The 14,973-nt window shown below is 68.1% G+C and carries 16 protein-coding genes; 6 read left to right on the forward strand and 10 right to left on the reverse strand.

Translation table 11 applies throughout. The features are described 5' to 3' along the window. Window positions 1-89: 89 nt before the first annotated feature. On the reverse strand, window positions 90-1,688 hold the full coding sequence (locus ACFWUU_RS11415; RefSeq protein ID WP_137257235.1) for a DHA2 family efflux MFS transporter permease subunit: 1,599 nt from the start codon (window positions 1,686-1,688) through the stop codon (window positions 90-92). Between the two features lie 62 nt (window positions 1,689-1,750). Continuing rightward, window positions 1,751-2,635, reverse strand: coding sequence for a helix-turn-helix domain-containing protein (locus ACFWUU_RS11420; RefSeq protein ID WP_380174819.1), 885 nt, complete (start codon window positions 2,633-2,635; stop codon window positions 1,751-1,753). A 121-nt stretch (window positions 2,636-2,756) separates the two neighbouring features. Here ACFWUU_RS11420 and ACFWUU_RS11425 point away from each other — a divergent pair, with 121 nt between their 5' ends. Genes ACFWUU_RS11425 through ACFWUU_RS11435 form a run of 3 tightly spaced genes read left to right on the forward strand, consistent with a single transcriptional unit; the run spans window position 2,757 to window position 4,436 of the window. Beyond that, window positions 2,757-3,746: an aldo/keto reductase gene (locus ACFWUU_RS11425; protein ID WP_380174821.1), complete on the forward strand. Its 990-nt coding sequence runs from the start codon at window positions 2,757-2,759 to the stop codon at window positions 3,744-3,746. A gap of 56 nt (window positions 3,747-3,802) precedes the next feature. Then, window positions 3,803-4,117: a hypothetical protein gene (locus ACFWUU_RS11430; RefSeq protein ID WP_380174823.1), complete on the forward strand. Its 315-nt coding sequence runs from the start codon at window positions 3,803-3,805 to the stop codon at window positions 4,115-4,117. Between the two features lie 19 nt (window positions 4,118-4,136). Then, window positions 4,137-4,436 carry a hypothetical protein gene (locus tag ACFWUU_RS11435; RefSeq protein WP_380174824.1) on the forward strand — a complete coding sequence of 100 codons (300 nt, stop codon included), beginning with the start codon at window positions 4,137-4,139 and terminating at the stop codon, window positions 4,434-4,436. Here the strand turns inward: ACFWUU_RS11435 and ACFWUU_RS11440 are convergent. Next, complete coding sequence (locus ACFWUU_RS11440) at window positions 4,402-5,370, reverse strand: RNA polymerase subunit sigma-70 (protein ID WP_380174826.1); 969 nt, start codon at window positions 5,368-5,370, stop codon at window positions 4,402-4,404. The two genes, ACFWUU_RS11435 and ACFWUU_RS11440, sit on opposite strands and share 35 nt — an antisense overlap. Then, the gene (locus ACFWUU_RS11445; protein WP_380174828.1) at window positions 5,367-6,308 is read right to left on the reverse strand and encodes a zinc-binding dehydrogenase; all 942 of its coding nucleotides are present in this window, start codon (window positions 6,306-6,308) and stop codon (window positions 5,367-5,369) included. The genes ACFWUU_RS11440 and ACFWUU_RS11445 overlap by 4 nt, the downstream gene beginning before the upstream one ends. Before the next feature lie 117 nt (window positions 6,309-6,425). Here ACFWUU_RS11445 and ACFWUU_RS11450 point away from each other — a divergent pair, with 117 nt between their 5' ends. Both ACFWUU_RS11450 and ACFWUU_RS11455 read left to right on the forward strand, forming a co-directional pair. Then, complete coding sequence (locus ACFWUU_RS11450; protein WP_380174830.1) at window positions 6,426-6,788, forward strand: hypothetical protein; 363 nt, start codon at window positions 6,426-6,428, stop codon at window positions 6,786-6,788. Next, entirely contained in the window at window positions 6,785-7,885 is a 1,101-nt protein-coding gene (locus tag ACFWUU_RS11455) for an alpha amylase C-terminal domain-containing protein (protein ID WP_380174832.1), read from the forward strand. The genes ACFWUU_RS11450 and ACFWUU_RS11455 overlap by 4 nt, the downstream gene beginning before the upstream one ends. Here the strand turns inward: ACFWUU_RS11455 and ACFWUU_RS11460 are convergent. The 3 genes from ACFWUU_RS11460 to ACFWUU_RS11470 all read right to left on the reverse strand — a co-directional run bounded on the left by ACFWUU_RS11460 (window position 7,867) and on the right by ACFWUU_RS11470 (window position 9,741). Then, window positions 7,867-8,850 carry a calcium-binding protein gene (locus ACFWUU_RS11460; protein ID WP_380174834.1) on the reverse strand — a complete coding sequence of 328 codons (984 nt, stop codon included), beginning with the start codon at window positions 8,848-8,850 and terminating at the stop codon, window positions 7,867-7,869. The genes ACFWUU_RS11455 and ACFWUU_RS11460 overlap by 19 nt on opposite strands. Before the next feature lie 145 nt (window positions 8,851-8,995). After that, window positions 8,996-9,424 (reverse strand): SRPBCC domain-containing protein, encoded by a 429-nt coding sequence (locus ACFWUU_RS11465; protein ID WP_380174836.1) that lies wholly within the window; start codon window positions 9,422-9,424, stop codon window positions 8,996-8,998. Next, window positions 9,421-9,741 carry an ArsR/SmtB family transcription factor gene (locus ACFWUU_RS11470; RefSeq protein WP_380174839.1) on the reverse strand — a complete coding sequence of 107 codons (321 nt, stop codon included), beginning with the start codon at window positions 9,739-9,741 and terminating at the stop codon, window positions 9,421-9,423. The genes ACFWUU_RS11465 and ACFWUU_RS11470 overlap by 4 nt, the downstream gene beginning before the upstream one ends. A 65-nt stretch (window positions 9,742-9,806) precedes the next feature. Here ACFWUU_RS11470 and ACFWUU_RS11475 point away from each other — a divergent pair, with 65 nt between their 5' ends. Next, window positions 9,807-10,205, forward strand: a complete 399-nt coding sequence (locus ACFWUU_RS11475) for a DUF6855 family protein (protein WP_137257225.1) — start codon at window positions 9,807-9,809, stop codon at window positions 10,203-10,205. Here ACFWUU_RS11475 and ACFWUU_RS11480 read toward each other — a convergent pair. From ACFWUU_RS11480 to ligA, 3 genes are all read right to left on the reverse strand, one after another. Next, window positions 10,202-10,846, reverse strand: a complete 645-nt coding sequence (locus tag ACFWUU_RS11480) for an HAD family hydrolase (protein ID WP_380174842.1) — start codon at window positions 10,844-10,846, stop codon at window positions 10,202-10,204. The two genes, ACFWUU_RS11475 and ACFWUU_RS11480, sit on opposite strands and share 4 nt — an antisense overlap. Further along, a complete protein-coding gene (locus ACFWUU_RS11485; RefSeq protein WP_380174844.1) occupies window positions 10,843-12,912 on the reverse strand; it encodes a hypothetical protein in 2,070 nt (689 codons plus the stop codon). Before ACFWUU_RS11485 ends, ACFWUU_RS11480 begins: the two co-directional genes overlap by 4 nt. A 68-nt stretch (window positions 12,913-12,980) precedes the next feature. After that, window positions 12,981-14,969, reverse strand: a complete 1,989-nt coding sequence (gene ligA, locus ACFWUU_RS11490) for an NAD-dependent DNA ligase LigA (RefSeq protein WP_380174846.1) — start codon at window positions 14,967-14,969, stop codon at window positions 12,981-12,983. Window positions 14,970-14,973: the final 4 nt, after the last annotated feature.

The raw sequence follows: 14,973 nt of genomic DNA on the forward strand, positions 1-14,973 counted from the left end.
TTGATCCCTTTCACGAGGTAGCGGTTATACGTGAAAGGTTGCTCTGCCTCCGCCGGCGTCGCCCCAGTGGAAATCCCTGGTCTCAGGTTCTAGTCGATGACTGCCGGTGGGGCCTTCTCGTCGGTCAGGTTGACCACCTCGCGTTTGCGCGGAAGCATCAGCGCCGGGATCAGCGTGATGACCACCAGCACCCAGGCGACCCAGTAGCTGTGTGCGAACGACGACGCGGCATCGGCCAGACCACGCGCGATCACGGCCGGGTCCAGGTGCAGCGGGGCGATGCTCTCCGGACGGGTGTTGGACAGGATCGCTGCCTGCGTCTCGCGGAGCCCCTCGCCGAGCCCTGGGACATTCTCCGTACCGGGGATGATCGGCGAGTTGTTGAGCTGGTTGGTCAGGATCACCGACATCGTCGCGACACCGCAGGACGAGGCGATCTGCTGGGTGATGTTGAGCAGTGTCGAGCCCCTCGCGACCTGGGCACCGCGCAGGGTCCGCAGGGCGGTGGTGAACAGCGGCATCATCGTGCCGCCCATGCCCAGACCCATCACGAACAGCATCGCGATCAGGATGCCGTACGGCGTGGTCTCGGTGATCTGCGTCAGACCGAACATGCCGATCACGATCAACCCGATCCCGAACGGCACGATCCGGCCGACCGGGACCTTGTCCACCAGCCGTCCGGCGATCGGCATCGTCACCATCGCACCGATGCCCTGCGGCGCGACCAGCAGACCGGCGTGCAGCGTGGACTCGCCGCGGATCTGCTGGAAGTACGTCGGGACCAGCAGCAGGCCGCCGAAGAAGGCGGCCGCGAACAGGAACATCGTGACGATCGAGACAGTGAGGTTGCGGTCGCGGAACAGCCTGAGGTCGAGCAGCGGATGCTCGGGCCGGAACGAGTGCCAGACGAAGGCGGCCATCAGCAGCACGCCGATCAGGATCGACACCCAGACCCGGGGTGCCCCGAAGTCACCGCCCTCGGCCGGCAGCGAGGAGATACCGAACAGGAACAGCGCCAGCCCGGGCGACATCAGCAGCACACCGACGAAGTCGAACGACTCCGACGGCTCCGCGTGGTCCTTGGCCAGGACGAACCGGGCGTAGATCAGCGCGATCACGCCGAGCGGCACGTTGATCAGGAAGATCCAGTGCCAGCTCGCCACCTGGATCAGCCAGCCGCCCAGGATCGGGCCGAGGATCGGGCCGAGCAGCATCGGCACGCCGAGGATCGCCATCAGCCGGCCCATCCGGCGCGGGCCGGCGGCCTGGGTCATGATCGTCATACCGAGCGGCATCAGCATGCCGCCGCCCAGACCCTGCAGGACCCGGAAGCCGATCAGCATGTTGATGCCGGTGGCGGTCGCACACAGGGCGGAGCCGGCGGTGAACAGGAAGATCGCGGTCATGTACAGCCGCTTGGTACCGAACCGGTTGGCGGCCCAGCCGGTCAGCGGGATCACGGTCGCGAGGGCGAGCGTGTACGCCGTGACCGTCCAGGCGACCGTGGAGTACGCGATCGGGTTGCTGGGCGTCCCGAACTCGTCCTGGAACGTCGGCAGCGCGACGTTGACCACGGTGATGTCGAGGATCGACATGATCGCCCCGAGCACCACGACACCGGCGATCTTCAGAACCGCGGCATCGATCTGATCGGGGTATTCGGCTTGCGTATCAGGCTGACTCACGGGTCCCCCCTTGGCTACGGGCACGTCACTCCCAGAGCCTACGCGCGGCCACCCCCCAAAAGTCAGGCACTTTCTCCGGCGTGACTCGCTGTCATCGTCCAACTGCCGAGCAGAGCCAGCGCTTCGGCCGACGGGGATGCGGGCTCGGGGGAGTACGCCGTGAGCGTGAGGCCGGCGTCCGCCGACAGTTCCATTGCCTCGAAATCGACGGTGACCACGCCGACGACCGGGTGCCGGAAGGCCTTGGTGCCGGTGCGATGCAGGCGGACGTTCTGATCGGCCCAGCGGGTGCGGAAGTCCTCGCTGCGGGTGCTGAGCTCGCCGATCAGGTCGGTCAGATGCTTGTTGTACGGGTCCCGTCCGGCCTCGGTGCGCAGGATCGCGACATTGGTGTTCGCGGACAGATTCCAGTCCGGGTGGAAGTCGTGCGCCTTCGGGTCGAGGAACCCGAATCGCGCATGGTTCGGCGCCTGCCCGGGCGCGGCGGTCGGACTCTCGAAGACCGGTGCGAAGAGGGCGCGGCCGAGTGGGTTGGCGGCGAGGATGTCGAGGCGTCCGTTGCGGACGAGCGCGGGCGTGGCCGCCATCCCGTCGAGGATTCGCTGGACGGCCGGCCTGACCCGCCGGGCGGGTTCACGGCGCGGGGTGCGGTGGCCGGCGTTCGCAGTACGAGCAAGGTCGAACAGGTAGGTGCGTTCGGCCTCGTCGAGCTGGAGCGCGTCGGAGATCGAGTGCAGGACGGTCTCGGAGACGCCGGAGATGTTGCCCTTCTCGATCCGGGCGTAGTAGTCGACGCTGAGCCCGGCCAGCATCGCGACTTCCTCCCGGCGCAGCCCCGGCACCCGCCGGTTGCCGCCGTAGTACTGCAGCCCGGCCTGCTGCGGCGTGACCTTCCCGCGTCGGCTGACGAGGAAGTCACGCACCTGCTTCCGGTTCTCCGTGCTCACGCTTCCACCTTACGAACTCCGGCGCCGGCGAGAGGGGTTCTGTCAGTACCCCGTTCAACCCGACCTCCCGCACGTCGCCCGACAGGGGTTGTCTGGGCGGTGAGCAACTAGGAGGACTGGGATGAAGGAACGCACTCTTGGGGCCGACGGTCCCGTGGTGTCGGCGATCGGGCTCGGCTGTATGACGATGACCGGTGGGTACGGCGGTCGGCCGGATCGGGCCGAGATGGTCAAGCTTCTGCAGGCTGCGGTGGATCTGGGTGTCACGTTCTTCGACACCGCGGAGATCTACGGGCCGCACGCGAACGAGGAACTGGTGGGAGAGGCGTTGGCGCCGTACCTGGATCGGGTGACGGTGGCAACGAAGTTCGCCAACGCGATCGATCCGGTGGAGCGGAAGCCCATCGGGCGGATGCTGCGGCCCGACGAGGTCGCCAGCGCGGTGGAAGGGTCGTTGCGGCGGCTCGGGGTCGAGGCGATCGACCTGTACTACCAGCATCGCGTGAACCCGGCGTACCCGATCGAGGAGTTCGCGGGGGCGGTGAAGGAGCTGATCGAGGCCGGGAAGGTCAAGCGGTACGGGATGTCCGAGGCGGCGGCGAGCACGATCCGGCGGGCGCACGCCGTACAGCCGGTGACTGCTGTGCAGAGCGAGTACTCGCTGTGGTGGCGTCGGCCCGAGGAAGAGGTCCTGGCTGCCTGTGAGGAGCTGGGGATCGGGTTCGTGCCGTACAGCCCGCTCGGCAAGGGATTCCTGACCGGAACGGTCGGGACGACCTTTGACAAGGACAACGATCTGCGGGCGCGGATCCCGCGGTTCGGCGCGGACGCGTTGCAGCACAACGTTGCAATGGTTGAACTGGTGCAGTCATTCGCAACAGCGAACGGCGTCACGCCCGCGCAGATCGCGCTCGCCTGGCTGCTGGCGCGCAAGCCGTGGATCGTGCCGATTCCGGGTACGACGAAGCTGCACCGGCTGGAGGAGAACCTTGAGGCCGCGGATGTCACGCTGTCCGCCGACGAGCTCGACCGGCTGACCGAGGCGTCGGCCCGGATCGAGATCGAGGGCGGCCGGTACCCGGATGAGCTGGAGGCCCAGACCAATCTGTAGGTCGTGGCCTACTGTGGTTCGTGACGGCCCCTTGAGCCCCCGGTTGAGGAGGAACGATGTCGGACGAACCTTTCGAGACGTCGGAGAACGTGCATCGCGATCGGCGCGAGCACGGTGGCGGCGACTCGATCCACCCGGACCAGGACCAGCTGGACCGCCGGACCGAGGAGGAGCGGGTCGAGGCGGGCGTCGACGCGTACGACCCGGACGAAGTACCGCCGGCGACGGACGAACCGGTCCCGACCGACGTCACCCAGTCCGAGGTCTACGAAGAGGCCAAGGCCGAGCTGGACCGGGAGGAGTCCGAGGGCGAGATCTATCCGCTCACCGACCGGCACCCGTTCCCGCCGTCGCACTACGACCGCTCCTGACGGCCGCATGATCGCGCGGATGTGGCGAGGGTGGGTGCCCACCGAGAAGGCCGCGGAGTACGCCGAGATCGTCGAACGCACCGGCATGTCCGGCTACCGCCGTACGCCCGGGAACCAGGGCGCGCAGCTGCTGACCCGCGACCTCGGCGACGGCCGGACCGAGATCGTCACGCTCAGCTGGTGGACCGACCTCGACCGCATCCGCGCCTTCGCCGGCGACGACATCACGCACGCGAAGTACTACCCCGAGGACGACGCCTACCTCCTCGACCGCGAACTGACCGTCACCCACTACGAGGTCCGCCCCGAGGACAGCTGAAGGTTGCCACCAGGGTGGCGTCCTGGAACTCGACGACCTTGGAGATGCCGGTGGTGGTTGCGGTGAGTACTACGATGCCGCTGGCCTGACCGTGGTGATGGACGACTGCGGCGGGCTGGCCGTTGGCGGTGGTGGGGATCAGCCGCCAATCGCCCGGCTTGCCGAACACGTGCGTTGTGAGCAGGTGGATGCACCGTGTCTTGCCGGCCTGCCAGTCGCGGAACGGGGTTGCCTCGAGCGTGGCGTCTGCTCGGAGTACTTGCTCCAGGAGGTTGGCGTCGGACCGCTCGAAGGCGGTGATGTAGCCGTCGAGGAGCGCACGTGCCCGCTCGTCGGTCGGCTCGAGGAGGTCGTCGGGTCGTACGTCGTCCAACGCGGACCGGGCGCGTTGCAGGGCGCTCTTCACAGCCGCCGTAGTCGTGCCGAGGATCTCTGCGGTCTCGGTCGCCGGGAAGGCGAGGACCTCGCGGAGGATGAGTACTGCGCGCTGGCGTGGCGGCAGCAGTTGGAGGCTGGCGATGAGTGCGAGCCGGACGGACTCACGCGCGACGACGACCGCGGCCGGGTCGTCGGAGCTGATCCAGCTGTCCGGGAGGGGCTCGAGCCACGAGACCTCGCCCGGTGCGGCGGGGAGCGGTGGGCGGTCGGGTCCGTCGTACGGGCCTGCCAGACCTGACGGCAGCATCCGGCCGCGTCGGGTGTCCAGCGCGGTGAGGCAGACGTTGGTCGCGATCTTGTAGAGCCAGGAGCGGATCGAGGCCCGGCTCTCGAAACCGGCGTACGAACGCCAGGCGCGCAGATAGGTCTCCTGCACGAGGTCCTCGGCGTCGTGGGCGGAGCCGACCATGCGGTAGCAGAGCGCTAGCAGCTCCCGACGGTACCGCTCGGTGTCGGCGGCGAACTGCTCGTCCGAGCCCATACGCAATTCTCTCAAGGCAGCAGGGCCAGCTTTCCGACCGTCGCGCGGGCTTCGAGCTCAGCAAGCGCTTTCGGGCCGTCGGCGAGGTCGTAGGTGGTGGGCCGGGTCGGGGACAGGACGCCGGCGGCGATGAGGGCTGGTAGCTCGCCGAAGATCTGCGGCGCGGTCTCGATGAGTACGCCGAGGTTGAAGCCGATCACGTGGACCTGGTGTTTATACACGAGGTCCCAGTTGGTGATCGCCGCTTCGCCACCTGCAAGTCCTGTGACCACCACCCTACCGGTGACCCGCTTGGCTACGGCCAGGCTGGCTTCGAGGTTCCCGCCCGACTCCAGCACCAGATCGACGCGGCCGGTCATCCCCAGAATGTCGGCCGCGAGGTCGTCGCTCCGGGAATCGAGCACATGGTCGGCGCCGAGAGCCAGCACGACCTCGTGCTTACCCGGAGACGCCGTGCCGATGACGGTAGCGCCGTAATGCTTGGCAATCTTCACCGCCGCCTGCCCGGTCGCCCCCGCAGCCGCATGAATCACCACGGTCTCCCCGGCAGCCACCCGGCCGATCGTCAGCGCCGCCAGCGCCGTAGGCCAGTTCACCACCATCCCCAACGCCTCCTGCGCCGACCAGCCCGGAGGTACGGGCACGGGCGCCGCCAACACCGTGTACTCCGCAAACGCACCGTCACCAACCCCCACGACGAATTCGCCCAGCCGCGCCTCACTCACCCCAGCCCCCACCGCAAGTATCTCGCCCGCCGCCTCGAACCCAGCCACATACGGCGGCTGCGGCCCGCCCCCGAACACCCCATAACTCTTGGAGACATCAGCAAAGTTCACCCCGGCCGCCCCGACCCGAACCAACACCTCACCCGCTCCGGCCACCGGCACCTCCGCATCGGTCACCAGCCGCATCTCCTGAGGCCCACCCAAGCCTGCCTGCACCAACGCCCGCATCCTCATCAACTCCTTCTCGCCGTCAATCCACCAGGTAGACCCCGCACACCCCCGAAAGGAATCGGTCACCCTGGAGTCTGGTTTGATGTGGGTTCCCAACGCCCCTGGGGAGAGCTGATGATTCGTCGTCTGGTTGTGCTGCTGGTTGGTTTGTCGATGGTGTGCGTGCCGACCGCGCAGGCGGCGCCGCCCGGCGACCGGGACGTGATCGTCCAGCTGTTCGAGTGGAACTGGAACAGCGTGGGCCGCGAGTGTGGTGCGGTCCTCGGCCCCAAGGGGTACGGCGCTGTCCAGGTCTCGCCGCCGCAGGAGCATGTGGTGTTGCCGGGGTCGGGGTATCCGTGGTGGCAGGATTATCAGCCGGTCAGCTACAAGCTCGACAACACCCGCCGCGGCACCCGTGCCGAGTTTGTTGCCATGGTCAACAGTTGCCACGCCGCCGGCGTCAAGGTGTACGTCGACTCCGTGATCAACACATGACCGGCGGATCGTCCGGTGGCGTGGGCAGCGCGGGTTCGTCGTACACGCACTACGACCACCCGGGCATCTACCAGAACCAGGACTTCCACCACTGCGGCCGTAACGGGAACGACGACATCGTCAACTACAACGACCGGTACGAGGTGCAGAACTGCGAGCTCGTCGACCTGGCGGATCTCGCGACCGACACCGACTACGTGCGCGGGCGGATCGCGGTGTACCTGAATGATCTGTTGTCGATCGGCGTCGACGGGTTCCGGCTGGATGCGTCGAAGCACATGCCGGCCGCGGACATCGCGGCGATCAAGGCGAAGCTGTCGCGTCCGGCGTACCTCTATCAGGAGGTCATCTACGGCGCGGGCGAGCCGATCACCCCGGACGAGTACGTCGGCAACGGTGACGTGCTCGAGTTCCGCTACGGCAAGGATCTCGCGAAGATCTTCGACACCGAGCGACTCGCGTATCTGCGCACGTTCGCCGAGCCGCTGCCCTCGGATCGCGCGGTCGTGTTCACCGACAACCACGACACGCAGCGGGGGAGCGGCGTACTGACGTTCCGCGACAACGGCCGCTACGCGATGGCGAACGCGTTGATGCTGGCCTGGACTTACGGTACGCCGAAGGTCATGTCGAGCTACGAGTTCAGCTCGAACGACGAGGGCCCGCCGTCGACGAGCACCGGGCAGACGGTCGACACGACCTGCTTCACGAACCGCTGGCGCTGCGAGCACGAGTGGCGCGTGATCGCGAACATGGTCGGCTTCCACAACGCCGTTCGCGGGACCGCAGTCACCGAATGGTGGGACAACGGCAACGACGCGATCGCCTTCGGCCGCGGCAACAAGGGGTACCTCGTCCTCAACGACGAGAGCTCCGCGCTGACCGGCCGCAGCTTCCACACCAACCTCCCGGCCGGGGTGTACTGCGACGTCTTCCACGGCGACTACCCCCCGGCCACTGCACCGGCCCGACGTACACCGTCGACTCGACCGGCTGGTTCCACGCCGACATCGCAGCCACCGACGGCCTGGCCCTGCACGCCGCCGCCAAAGTCTCCTGAGGCGGCGGCGCGCGCTGGTCAGAGGATGCTGACCTGAATCGTGCCTCGTGCGAGCCCGCCGGTGGAGACGCGGTCCTTGCCGGCCAGGGTGTTCACGGTGAGGTGGTCGGTTGGCTCCGCGTCCTTCAGTTGTACGTCGGCTCGCAGCCCGGACACCCGCACGTTGCCGTGCGAACCAGAGACCCGGACGTGGTCCTTCCCAGGCGTCCCCGTCACGGTCACCGCATCGACAGCTGCGTCGCCGCCGCTGGTGTTGAGCTGTGCGCCGAGGTCGACGGAAACCTTCTGGACGTCGGTGCCGCGCAGATCGCCGACCGTGACGGTGTCGGCGCCACCGAGGGCGTTCAGTGTGAGCCGCTCGACATCGTCGGTGTCCATCACGATGTTGCCCACGTCCCGGGTGAACCGCAGTCGCCGACCGTTGGCAGCGGCAACGAACTTCTCCGCCGCGGCCGCACCGTTGAACACCATCGTGTCCTGGTCGCGCCCGCCCTCGATCACGTCGCTGCCGTCGCCCGGATCCCAGGTGAACGTGTCCCGACCGGTGCCGAGCAGGGCCGTGTCGGCGCCGCGGTTCCCGTCGACGGAGTCGTTGCCGGCGCCGGTGCGGATCAGTTCGTTGCCGCTGCCACCGAACACGGTGTCGTTGCCGTTCCCGGTGTCGATGATCGTGGCCGGCTGCACCTCGGCGCCGTAGTCGATCCGTACGACGTCGTTGCCGCCCAGGCTGGTCACGTGGATCTGGCCGAAATCGGCCCGCTTGACGACGCGCTTCGCCGTACCGTCACCGAAGTCGACCTCGACGACCGACGTGTCCGCGGCCGGCACGCTGAGCGTGATGTTGTCGGCGTGGTTCGTGCCGGTGACGATCAACTGGCCGGTGTCGATCACGACACTGCCCGACGGCGACGCGGACGCCGGACCGGTAAGACTCACCGCGATGCCGGCCCCGACGGCCGCCACTGCGAGTCCACGCCGAAGACGCTTTGCCACTGTACCCATGATGCTTTCTCCCCTGTGGTTCACGAATGTATGGGCCCTACACGGGCGCCGACGCCGACCGGTTCACACTGAACCGAATTGATTCGGTGCTCGTATGCAAGGCGGACAAGGGGAAATCGAGCAATCGTGGGTGGGGCCAACGGTCCTACAGTGCGGCGATATAGCGGGAGGTGATCATCGCCCACGCAGTACCTGTGCGCTCGCGACGTGGGGGACCGGCCGGACCGAGGTTGTCCCAGCCGGTTTGCTCGAGGCGTACGACGGTGCCGTCGCCGCGCGGGCTGAACGTGATCTCGACCTCGGTCGCCTCGCTGCGGTCGAAGAAGAGATGCCAAAGGAATCGCAACCGTCCCGGCGGCTCCCAATCGAGGATCTCGCCCCAGAGGTGCTCCGCGCCGTCCGGCCCGGTCTCGACGATCCGCCCGCCGGACTGCGGTTCGAAGCTGATCGCCGCCGGATCACCACTGACGGTGTGACCGCTCGGCCACCAACTCGCACACTTACGCGTCCACACGTCAAACGCATGCGGGACCGACGCGTCCACCTCGAACTCGACCACCAGCGGCTCGATCACCGCTCCTCCGACGTGTTCTCGGCAACGATCCGGAACCGGGTCGCCGCCGACCCCCACACCTCCGCGAAGTACGCGCGAACAGCGTCCACGCCCTCCTCGCGCAGCTGATACACCCGTCGATTCCCATCGGGTGCGTCGCTCACGAGCCCGGCGTCCTTCAGCAGCCGCAGGTGCCGCGACACGGCCGGCCTGCTGATCGGCAACTGCTCGGCGATGTGCCGGACCGACAGCGCGCCGCTGCCGAGGATCTCGACGATCGCCCGCCGGTTCGCATCGCCCAGCGCGTCGAGTGCGGGTGCGGCCTCACGCGGTTCCACTGGCAGACTCCCATCTCGGTAACTTGAGTGTTACGGTAACCGAAAGTGGACCAAGAGGGGGAGTCATGGACGTACAAGGTTCGGGGACGGCGGCGGATCCGTGGGTGCTGACCACGCCGCCCGGCAGCTCGCAGTACCAGGTGTATCGCGACGAGACCGCCCTCGTTTGCCAGGTCGGTTCGACGAAGCTCAGCTACGACGTGCGCTGTATCGACGACCTGCACGCGATGCTGAAGGCGTACGGCGACTGGATGCCGCTCGGCAACGCCGACGAGCAGAAGCCGGCCGCACCGGGCACGGTCGAGGCCTGGGCGCGCTCGGAGGACAACCCGCTCGGCGGCTGGTACGGCCTCCGCAAGGGCTACCGCGGCCGCTTCGCCAACTACGTCCCACCCGTCCTCGAAGCCCTCGGCCTGGTCGAACTCGAGCACAACCCCCGCAACAACCGCGTCCGCGCGCTCTAGCCGACGAGGCCTGTGGTCACCTCGTCGAGCGAATGTACGACGGCATCAGCAAGCGCGAGCGCGTCCTTCGCCGGCGGGTAGTTCGCATTCGGTACTGCGATCACCCGCAGCCCGGCCGCCGACGCCGAGCGCAGTCCGTTGCTGGAGTCCTCGATCGCGACGACCTGCGACCCATCGACCCCAAGCCGACGGACCACCTCGTTGTAGACCGCGGGGGAGGGCTTGCCCGCCTCGACCTCTTCGGTCGAGAGCGTGACCCGGAAGTTGTCAGTCAGCTGAGCGGCCTCGAGCACGGCGTCGATCAGCCGTCGGGGTGACGACGAAGCGAGCCCCAACGGCCAATCGCGAGCGAGCCGCTGTACCGCCTCGACCGCGCCCGGCAACAGCGGCAGCTCCGAGCGATACCGCGCCACCATCTCGTCGATCACCCTGGCCGCCACGTCCTCAGCCGGCCCGGGTACGCCGACCACATCGGTCAGGTACGCCGCCCACTCCGGCGTACTCATACCCTGCAAGGCTTCGGTGGCGTCCGCCGGCCAGTCCCGGCCCGCGGACGCCACGACACCTCGCCGTACGTCGTCCCACAGCGGCTCGGAGTCGATCAGGACCCCGTCGAGGTCGAAGACAACCGCATCAGTCATAACCTGATTTCTACGCGGGTCCCGCCCGGTTCGCCAGGATGATGCAGCCAAATCACGCCCGCGTCGTACTCGTACTCCGTGCTCACAGCTGTCGGCTCGGAGGGCACGCGCAGCGCGGTGGTGACCTGGACGCCACGCGGCGCCTCGCAGGTGAAGCTGATGCCGCCCTCGTCTGAGACCCAGTCCACGACCCGTCCGGCCGAGGCGAGCAGCGGCTGCGAGTCATAGCTGAGATCACGCAACCAAGTCAGTTGCCCCGGGCCCAGTTCCCGCCGCTGGACGATGCCCAGCCCCGGATCGAGCAGGTCAAGGTAGTTGCCCTCGACAACATGGTTCCCATCCAGCACGGCCCCGATCAGGTACGGACCACGCCGCACCGACAACCAGTTCGTCGACTGCCACGTATGACCACCGGCCTCGGCCAGCTCGCGGATGGCCGCAACCAGCTCGGCGGCGCGTTCCGGCGACTCGGTGAACTCGGCCGGCCGGACCGGCAGGAAGCGGACCCGGCCCTTCCCGATCGACTGAATACCGTCGCGGTCCGCGCCGAGCGCCTCGGCCAGGTGGTCGGCACAGGTCTCGTACCGACCCGTCCACCAGGATCGGATCTCGTGGTACGGATCCGCGCCGTCGCCGACGTACAACAGACTGCCGCCGCGGTTGACCCAGCCGGCCAGCGCGTAGTGGATGCTCGGCGCCAGCGGCTTCTGGAACTCGTAGCTCAGGACGAGTACGTCGACGTCGTCCAGCGCATCCGGTGTATCGATCACGTTCTCCAGCTGCACCGGCGCGACCCGCTGCCCGTCGAACAGCGGCGGCAACGCGAGACCGTAGAAGTCCGAGAAGTGCAGCTGCTCCCGGCCCTCCAGCGCCAGCGCATCCTGCAGACCGTCGTAATGACCGCTCTCACCACCAGGCGACCAGCGCTGGAACATCGCGGTGTCCGACAGCGCGATCCCGATCCGCGGCCCCTCTTGATCCCACCGCACGTCCGGCTGATCCAGATCGCGCAGGCTGTTCATCGCGATCAGGTAGCTCGTGGCCGTGTCCGGCGGGATGAGCTCTCGCTCGTCGGTTCCCTCGCGCAGGTACGGCCGGTTGAATATCCGGTTCGGCCACGGCGCGACCTCGTACCGGGAGACGCCAGGGTGCAGCAGTGACGCGATCAGGGTGCGCTGGTAGTTCGCGAGGTAGTCCTCCCAGGTGCGGTCCGGGTGGTCCTCGATCGGGTCGTGCAGGAACCACATCCGCCGGTCGGTACCGCGGGTCAGATCCTGCGCGATGCCATATTCCAGGTACGCCGTCTCGAAGGTGCGCTCGGCGACGACTCCGGCGTACACGTTCGGTGTGCGGGAGGTGCCGGTCCACACCTGGGCGATGGCGCCGTCGATCGAGGGGAGCGTCCGGAGGCGGGATTCGGGGCTGATGATCTGCCACTGCGTGTAGTTCAGCAGGCTGTGGGTCGGAACGTAGAAGTGCACGTCGCGGCCCTGCTGGAGGGCTTCGTCGCGCAGTACGGACGTGACCCGGTCGAGGCTGCGGGACAGGAGGTGCTGCTTGAGCTGCCCGGCCCGGAAGTGCGCTTCGGGACTGCTGTGCGGTGGTTGCCACGGCTCCTTGAAGTACGCCTGCCACTCCCGCTTGAAGGACTCCGAGTACCCGGCCCGCGCCCAGAACTCGGGCTCCTCGAGGTGGATGCCTTCGACGCCGAGCTCGATGATCGGGCGGAGCTTCTGGACGAGGTACTCGGTGAAGCTGAATGTCGGGACCATGTACGGGATATCGGTGCTGTGACCGTGCAGGATCGGCTTGCCGTCGCCCGTCGTCTGAGCGTCGGCCCAGTGATCCGTGCCGTCCCACCGCCCGTCCAGGTAGTCCTGGTAGGTGCCCCACGAGATGCCGGTCATCAAGTGGACGCGGTACCCGGCCTCCCGCCACCGGGCGATGCGCTGCGCTGTCGTGTCGTTGAGGCCGTAGACCATGACGAAATCGGTGCGCAGGTCGATCGATTCGTCGTACGGCGCTTGCTCCTGAAAGCCGGTCGCTTCACGGTGCTTGTCCGTCATACCTCAACCCTTTCCCCTCCGGCACGCCGTACGCCAGCGTGCTGTCAGGAACCGGACACCACCTGCTTCTAGTTGAGGAGGTCGGCCGCCTGGAGTTGCTGCCAGATCTCCGACTGGTCGACCACCTCGACTCCGAGCTTCTCGGCCTTGGTGAGTTTGGCGGCGCCGACGTCGGCACCGGTGATGAGGAAGTCGGTGCTGGCCGAGACCGACGAGGCGATGGTCGCGCCGGCCTTCTCGCAGAGTCGCTGGAACGCCGGCCGCGCGACCTTCTCACCCGAGCGCGGGTCACTGATCGAGCCGGTAACGACCACGGTCTTGCCCGCCAGCGGCGCACCCGCGGCAACGACCGGCGGCAGGTCTTCCTCGCGTACGTCGAGCGATACGCCGGCCGCCCGCAGCCGCTCGAGCTCCGGGCGCAGTCGGGTCAGGTGCTCGATCAGCGAGGCGGCGACCTTCGGGCCGATGTCGTCGACGGCGACCAGGCCCTCCTCGCCGGCGTCGGCGACCGCCTCCAGCGAGCCGAAGCCCGCGCGACACAGCCGGGCTGCGGTGCCCTCGGAGGCCATCGGGATCGCAAGGCCGATCATGGCCCGGCGGAGGCCGACCTGGCGGCTGGCGTCGATCGACTCGATCATCCGGGCCGCCGAGACCTCGCCGATCCGGTCGAACTCCAGCAGCCGCTCGGCGGTCAGGTGGTAGAAGTCCGACGGGTTCTCGAGGATCCCTGCCTCGGCCAGCCGCTCGATCCAGACCCCGCCGATCGCGTCGATGTCGGCCGCGGCGCGGGACGCCCAGTGGATCAGCCGCCGTACGGTCTGGGCCGGGCAGGAGACGTTCGTGCAGAACAGCTCGCGGCTGTTGCCCTGCTCGGTCAACGGGAAGCCGCACGACGGGCAGACGACCGGAGGCACGATGTCCTGCTCCTCGCCGGTCCGCTTGGACGCATCGAGTACGCCGGCCACGAACGGGATCACGTCGCCCGCCCGGCGCACCAGGACCGTGTCGCCGATCTTGATGTCGCGGGCGCGGATCACCTCCTGGTTGGCCAGGGTTGCGCGCGTGACCGTCGTACCGCCGACGAAGACCGGCTCGAGCCAGGCCACCGGCGCGATCTTGCCGGTTTTCCCGACGTCCCAGACCACGTCGGCCAGGACGGTCGTCTTCTCCTCGGCGGCGAACTTGAAGGCCAGCGCGCCGCGGGGGGAGCTCGACCGGGTGCCCGCGGCGGCGAACGCGTCACGATCGGCCAACCGCAGTACGGCGCCGTCGAGGTCGTAGTCGAGCTCGTTGCGCTGCTGCTCGATCGTGGTGATGACCGCCTGCGCCGCGGCGGCGTCGTCGCAGTGCCGCATGTCGGCGACGGTGAATCCCATCGTCTGCAGCGCCTCTTCCAGATCGGCCTCGGCCTGGTCGCTGAGGAGATCGAAGGCGAGGAACTGCAGGCGCCGCTCGGCGACGGTCGCCGGGTCCTTGGCGCGCAGCGTGCCGGCGGCGGCGTTCCGAGGGTTGATCAGCGGTTTGTCGGGGTGGGCCGCGTTGTAGGCGGCGAAGGTCGAGCGGAGCATGACCGCCTCGCCACGCACCTCGACGCGGTCCTGGACGTCGAGCTTGGCCGGGACTCCGTCGGTGAGCGCCCGCACCAGCGGTGTCACGTCGTCGCCGGTCGTCCCGTCGCCGCGGGTGACCGCTCGGGCCAGGCGGCCGTTCTCGTAGACGAGGGCGAGAGACAGCCCGTCCAGCTTCGGCATCACGACGACCGACTGGCCGGGGAAGCGGCTGAAGAACGCCTCGACCTGCTCAGGTCGGGTCGCCTTCTCCAGCGACAGCATCGGCCGTGAGTGCCGGACCGGCGCGTGCAGCACGGTCGGCGCGCCCACCTGCTCCAGCGGGTTCGGGTCCGGCGCGAGCTCCGGGTTGGCCTCGATCAGTGACCGCAGCTCGTCCTCGATCGCGTCGTACTCCGCGTCGGCAACCGTCGGCGAACCGCGGTAGTAGGCGTCCCGCAGTACGACGATCTGATCGGCAAGTTCCTGAATCCGCTCCCCAACGTCCACGGCC

It is taken from the genome of Kribbella sp. NPDC058693 (assembly GCF_042715335.1).
GTDB classification, from domain to species: domain Bacteria; phylum Actinomycetota; class Actinomycetes; order Propionibacteriales; family Kribbellaceae; genus Kribbella; species Kribbella jiaozuonensis.

Coding starts and splice junctions, on each gene's coding strand:
- ACFWUU_RS11425 (WP_380174821.1), top strand. CDS start 2,757: ATGAAGGAACGCACTCTTGGGGCCGACGGTCCCGTGGTGTCGGCGATC.
- ACFWUU_RS11430 (WP_380174823.1), top strand. CDS start 3,803: ATGTCGGACGAACCTTTCGAGACGTCGGAGAACGTGCATCGCGATCGG.
- ACFWUU_RS11435 (WP_380174824.1), top strand. CDS start 4,137: ATGTGGCGAGGGTGGGTGCCCACCGAGAAGGCCGCGGAGTACGCCGAG.
- ACFWUU_RS11445 (WP_380174828.1), bottom strand. CDS start 6,308: ATGCGGGCGTTGGTGCAGGCAGGCTTGGGTGGGCCTCAGGAGATGCGG.
- ACFWUU_RS11450 (WP_380174830.1), top strand. CDS start 6,426: ATGATTCGTCGTCTGGTTGTGCTGCTGGTTGGTTTGTCGATGGTGTGC.
- ACFWUU_RS11455 (WP_380174832.1), top strand. CDS start 6,785: ATGACCGGCGGATCGTCCGGTGGCGTGGGCAGCGCGGGTTCGTCGTAC.
- ACFWUU_RS11460 (WP_380174834.1), bottom strand. CDS start 8,850: ATGGGTACAGTGGCAAAGCGTCTTCGGCGTGGACTCGCAGTGGCGGCC.
- ACFWUU_RS11475 (WP_137257225.1), top strand. CDS start 9,807: ATGGACGTACAAGGTTCGGGGACGGCGGCGGATCCGTGGGTGCTGACC.
- ACFWUU_RS11480 (WP_380174842.1), bottom strand. CDS start 10,846: ATGACTGATGCGGTTGTCTTCGACCTCGACGGGGTCCTGATCGACTCC.
- ACFWUU_RS11485 (WP_380174844.1), bottom strand. CDS start 12,912: ATGACGGACAAGCACCGTGAAGCGACCGGCTTTCAGGAGCAAGCGCCG.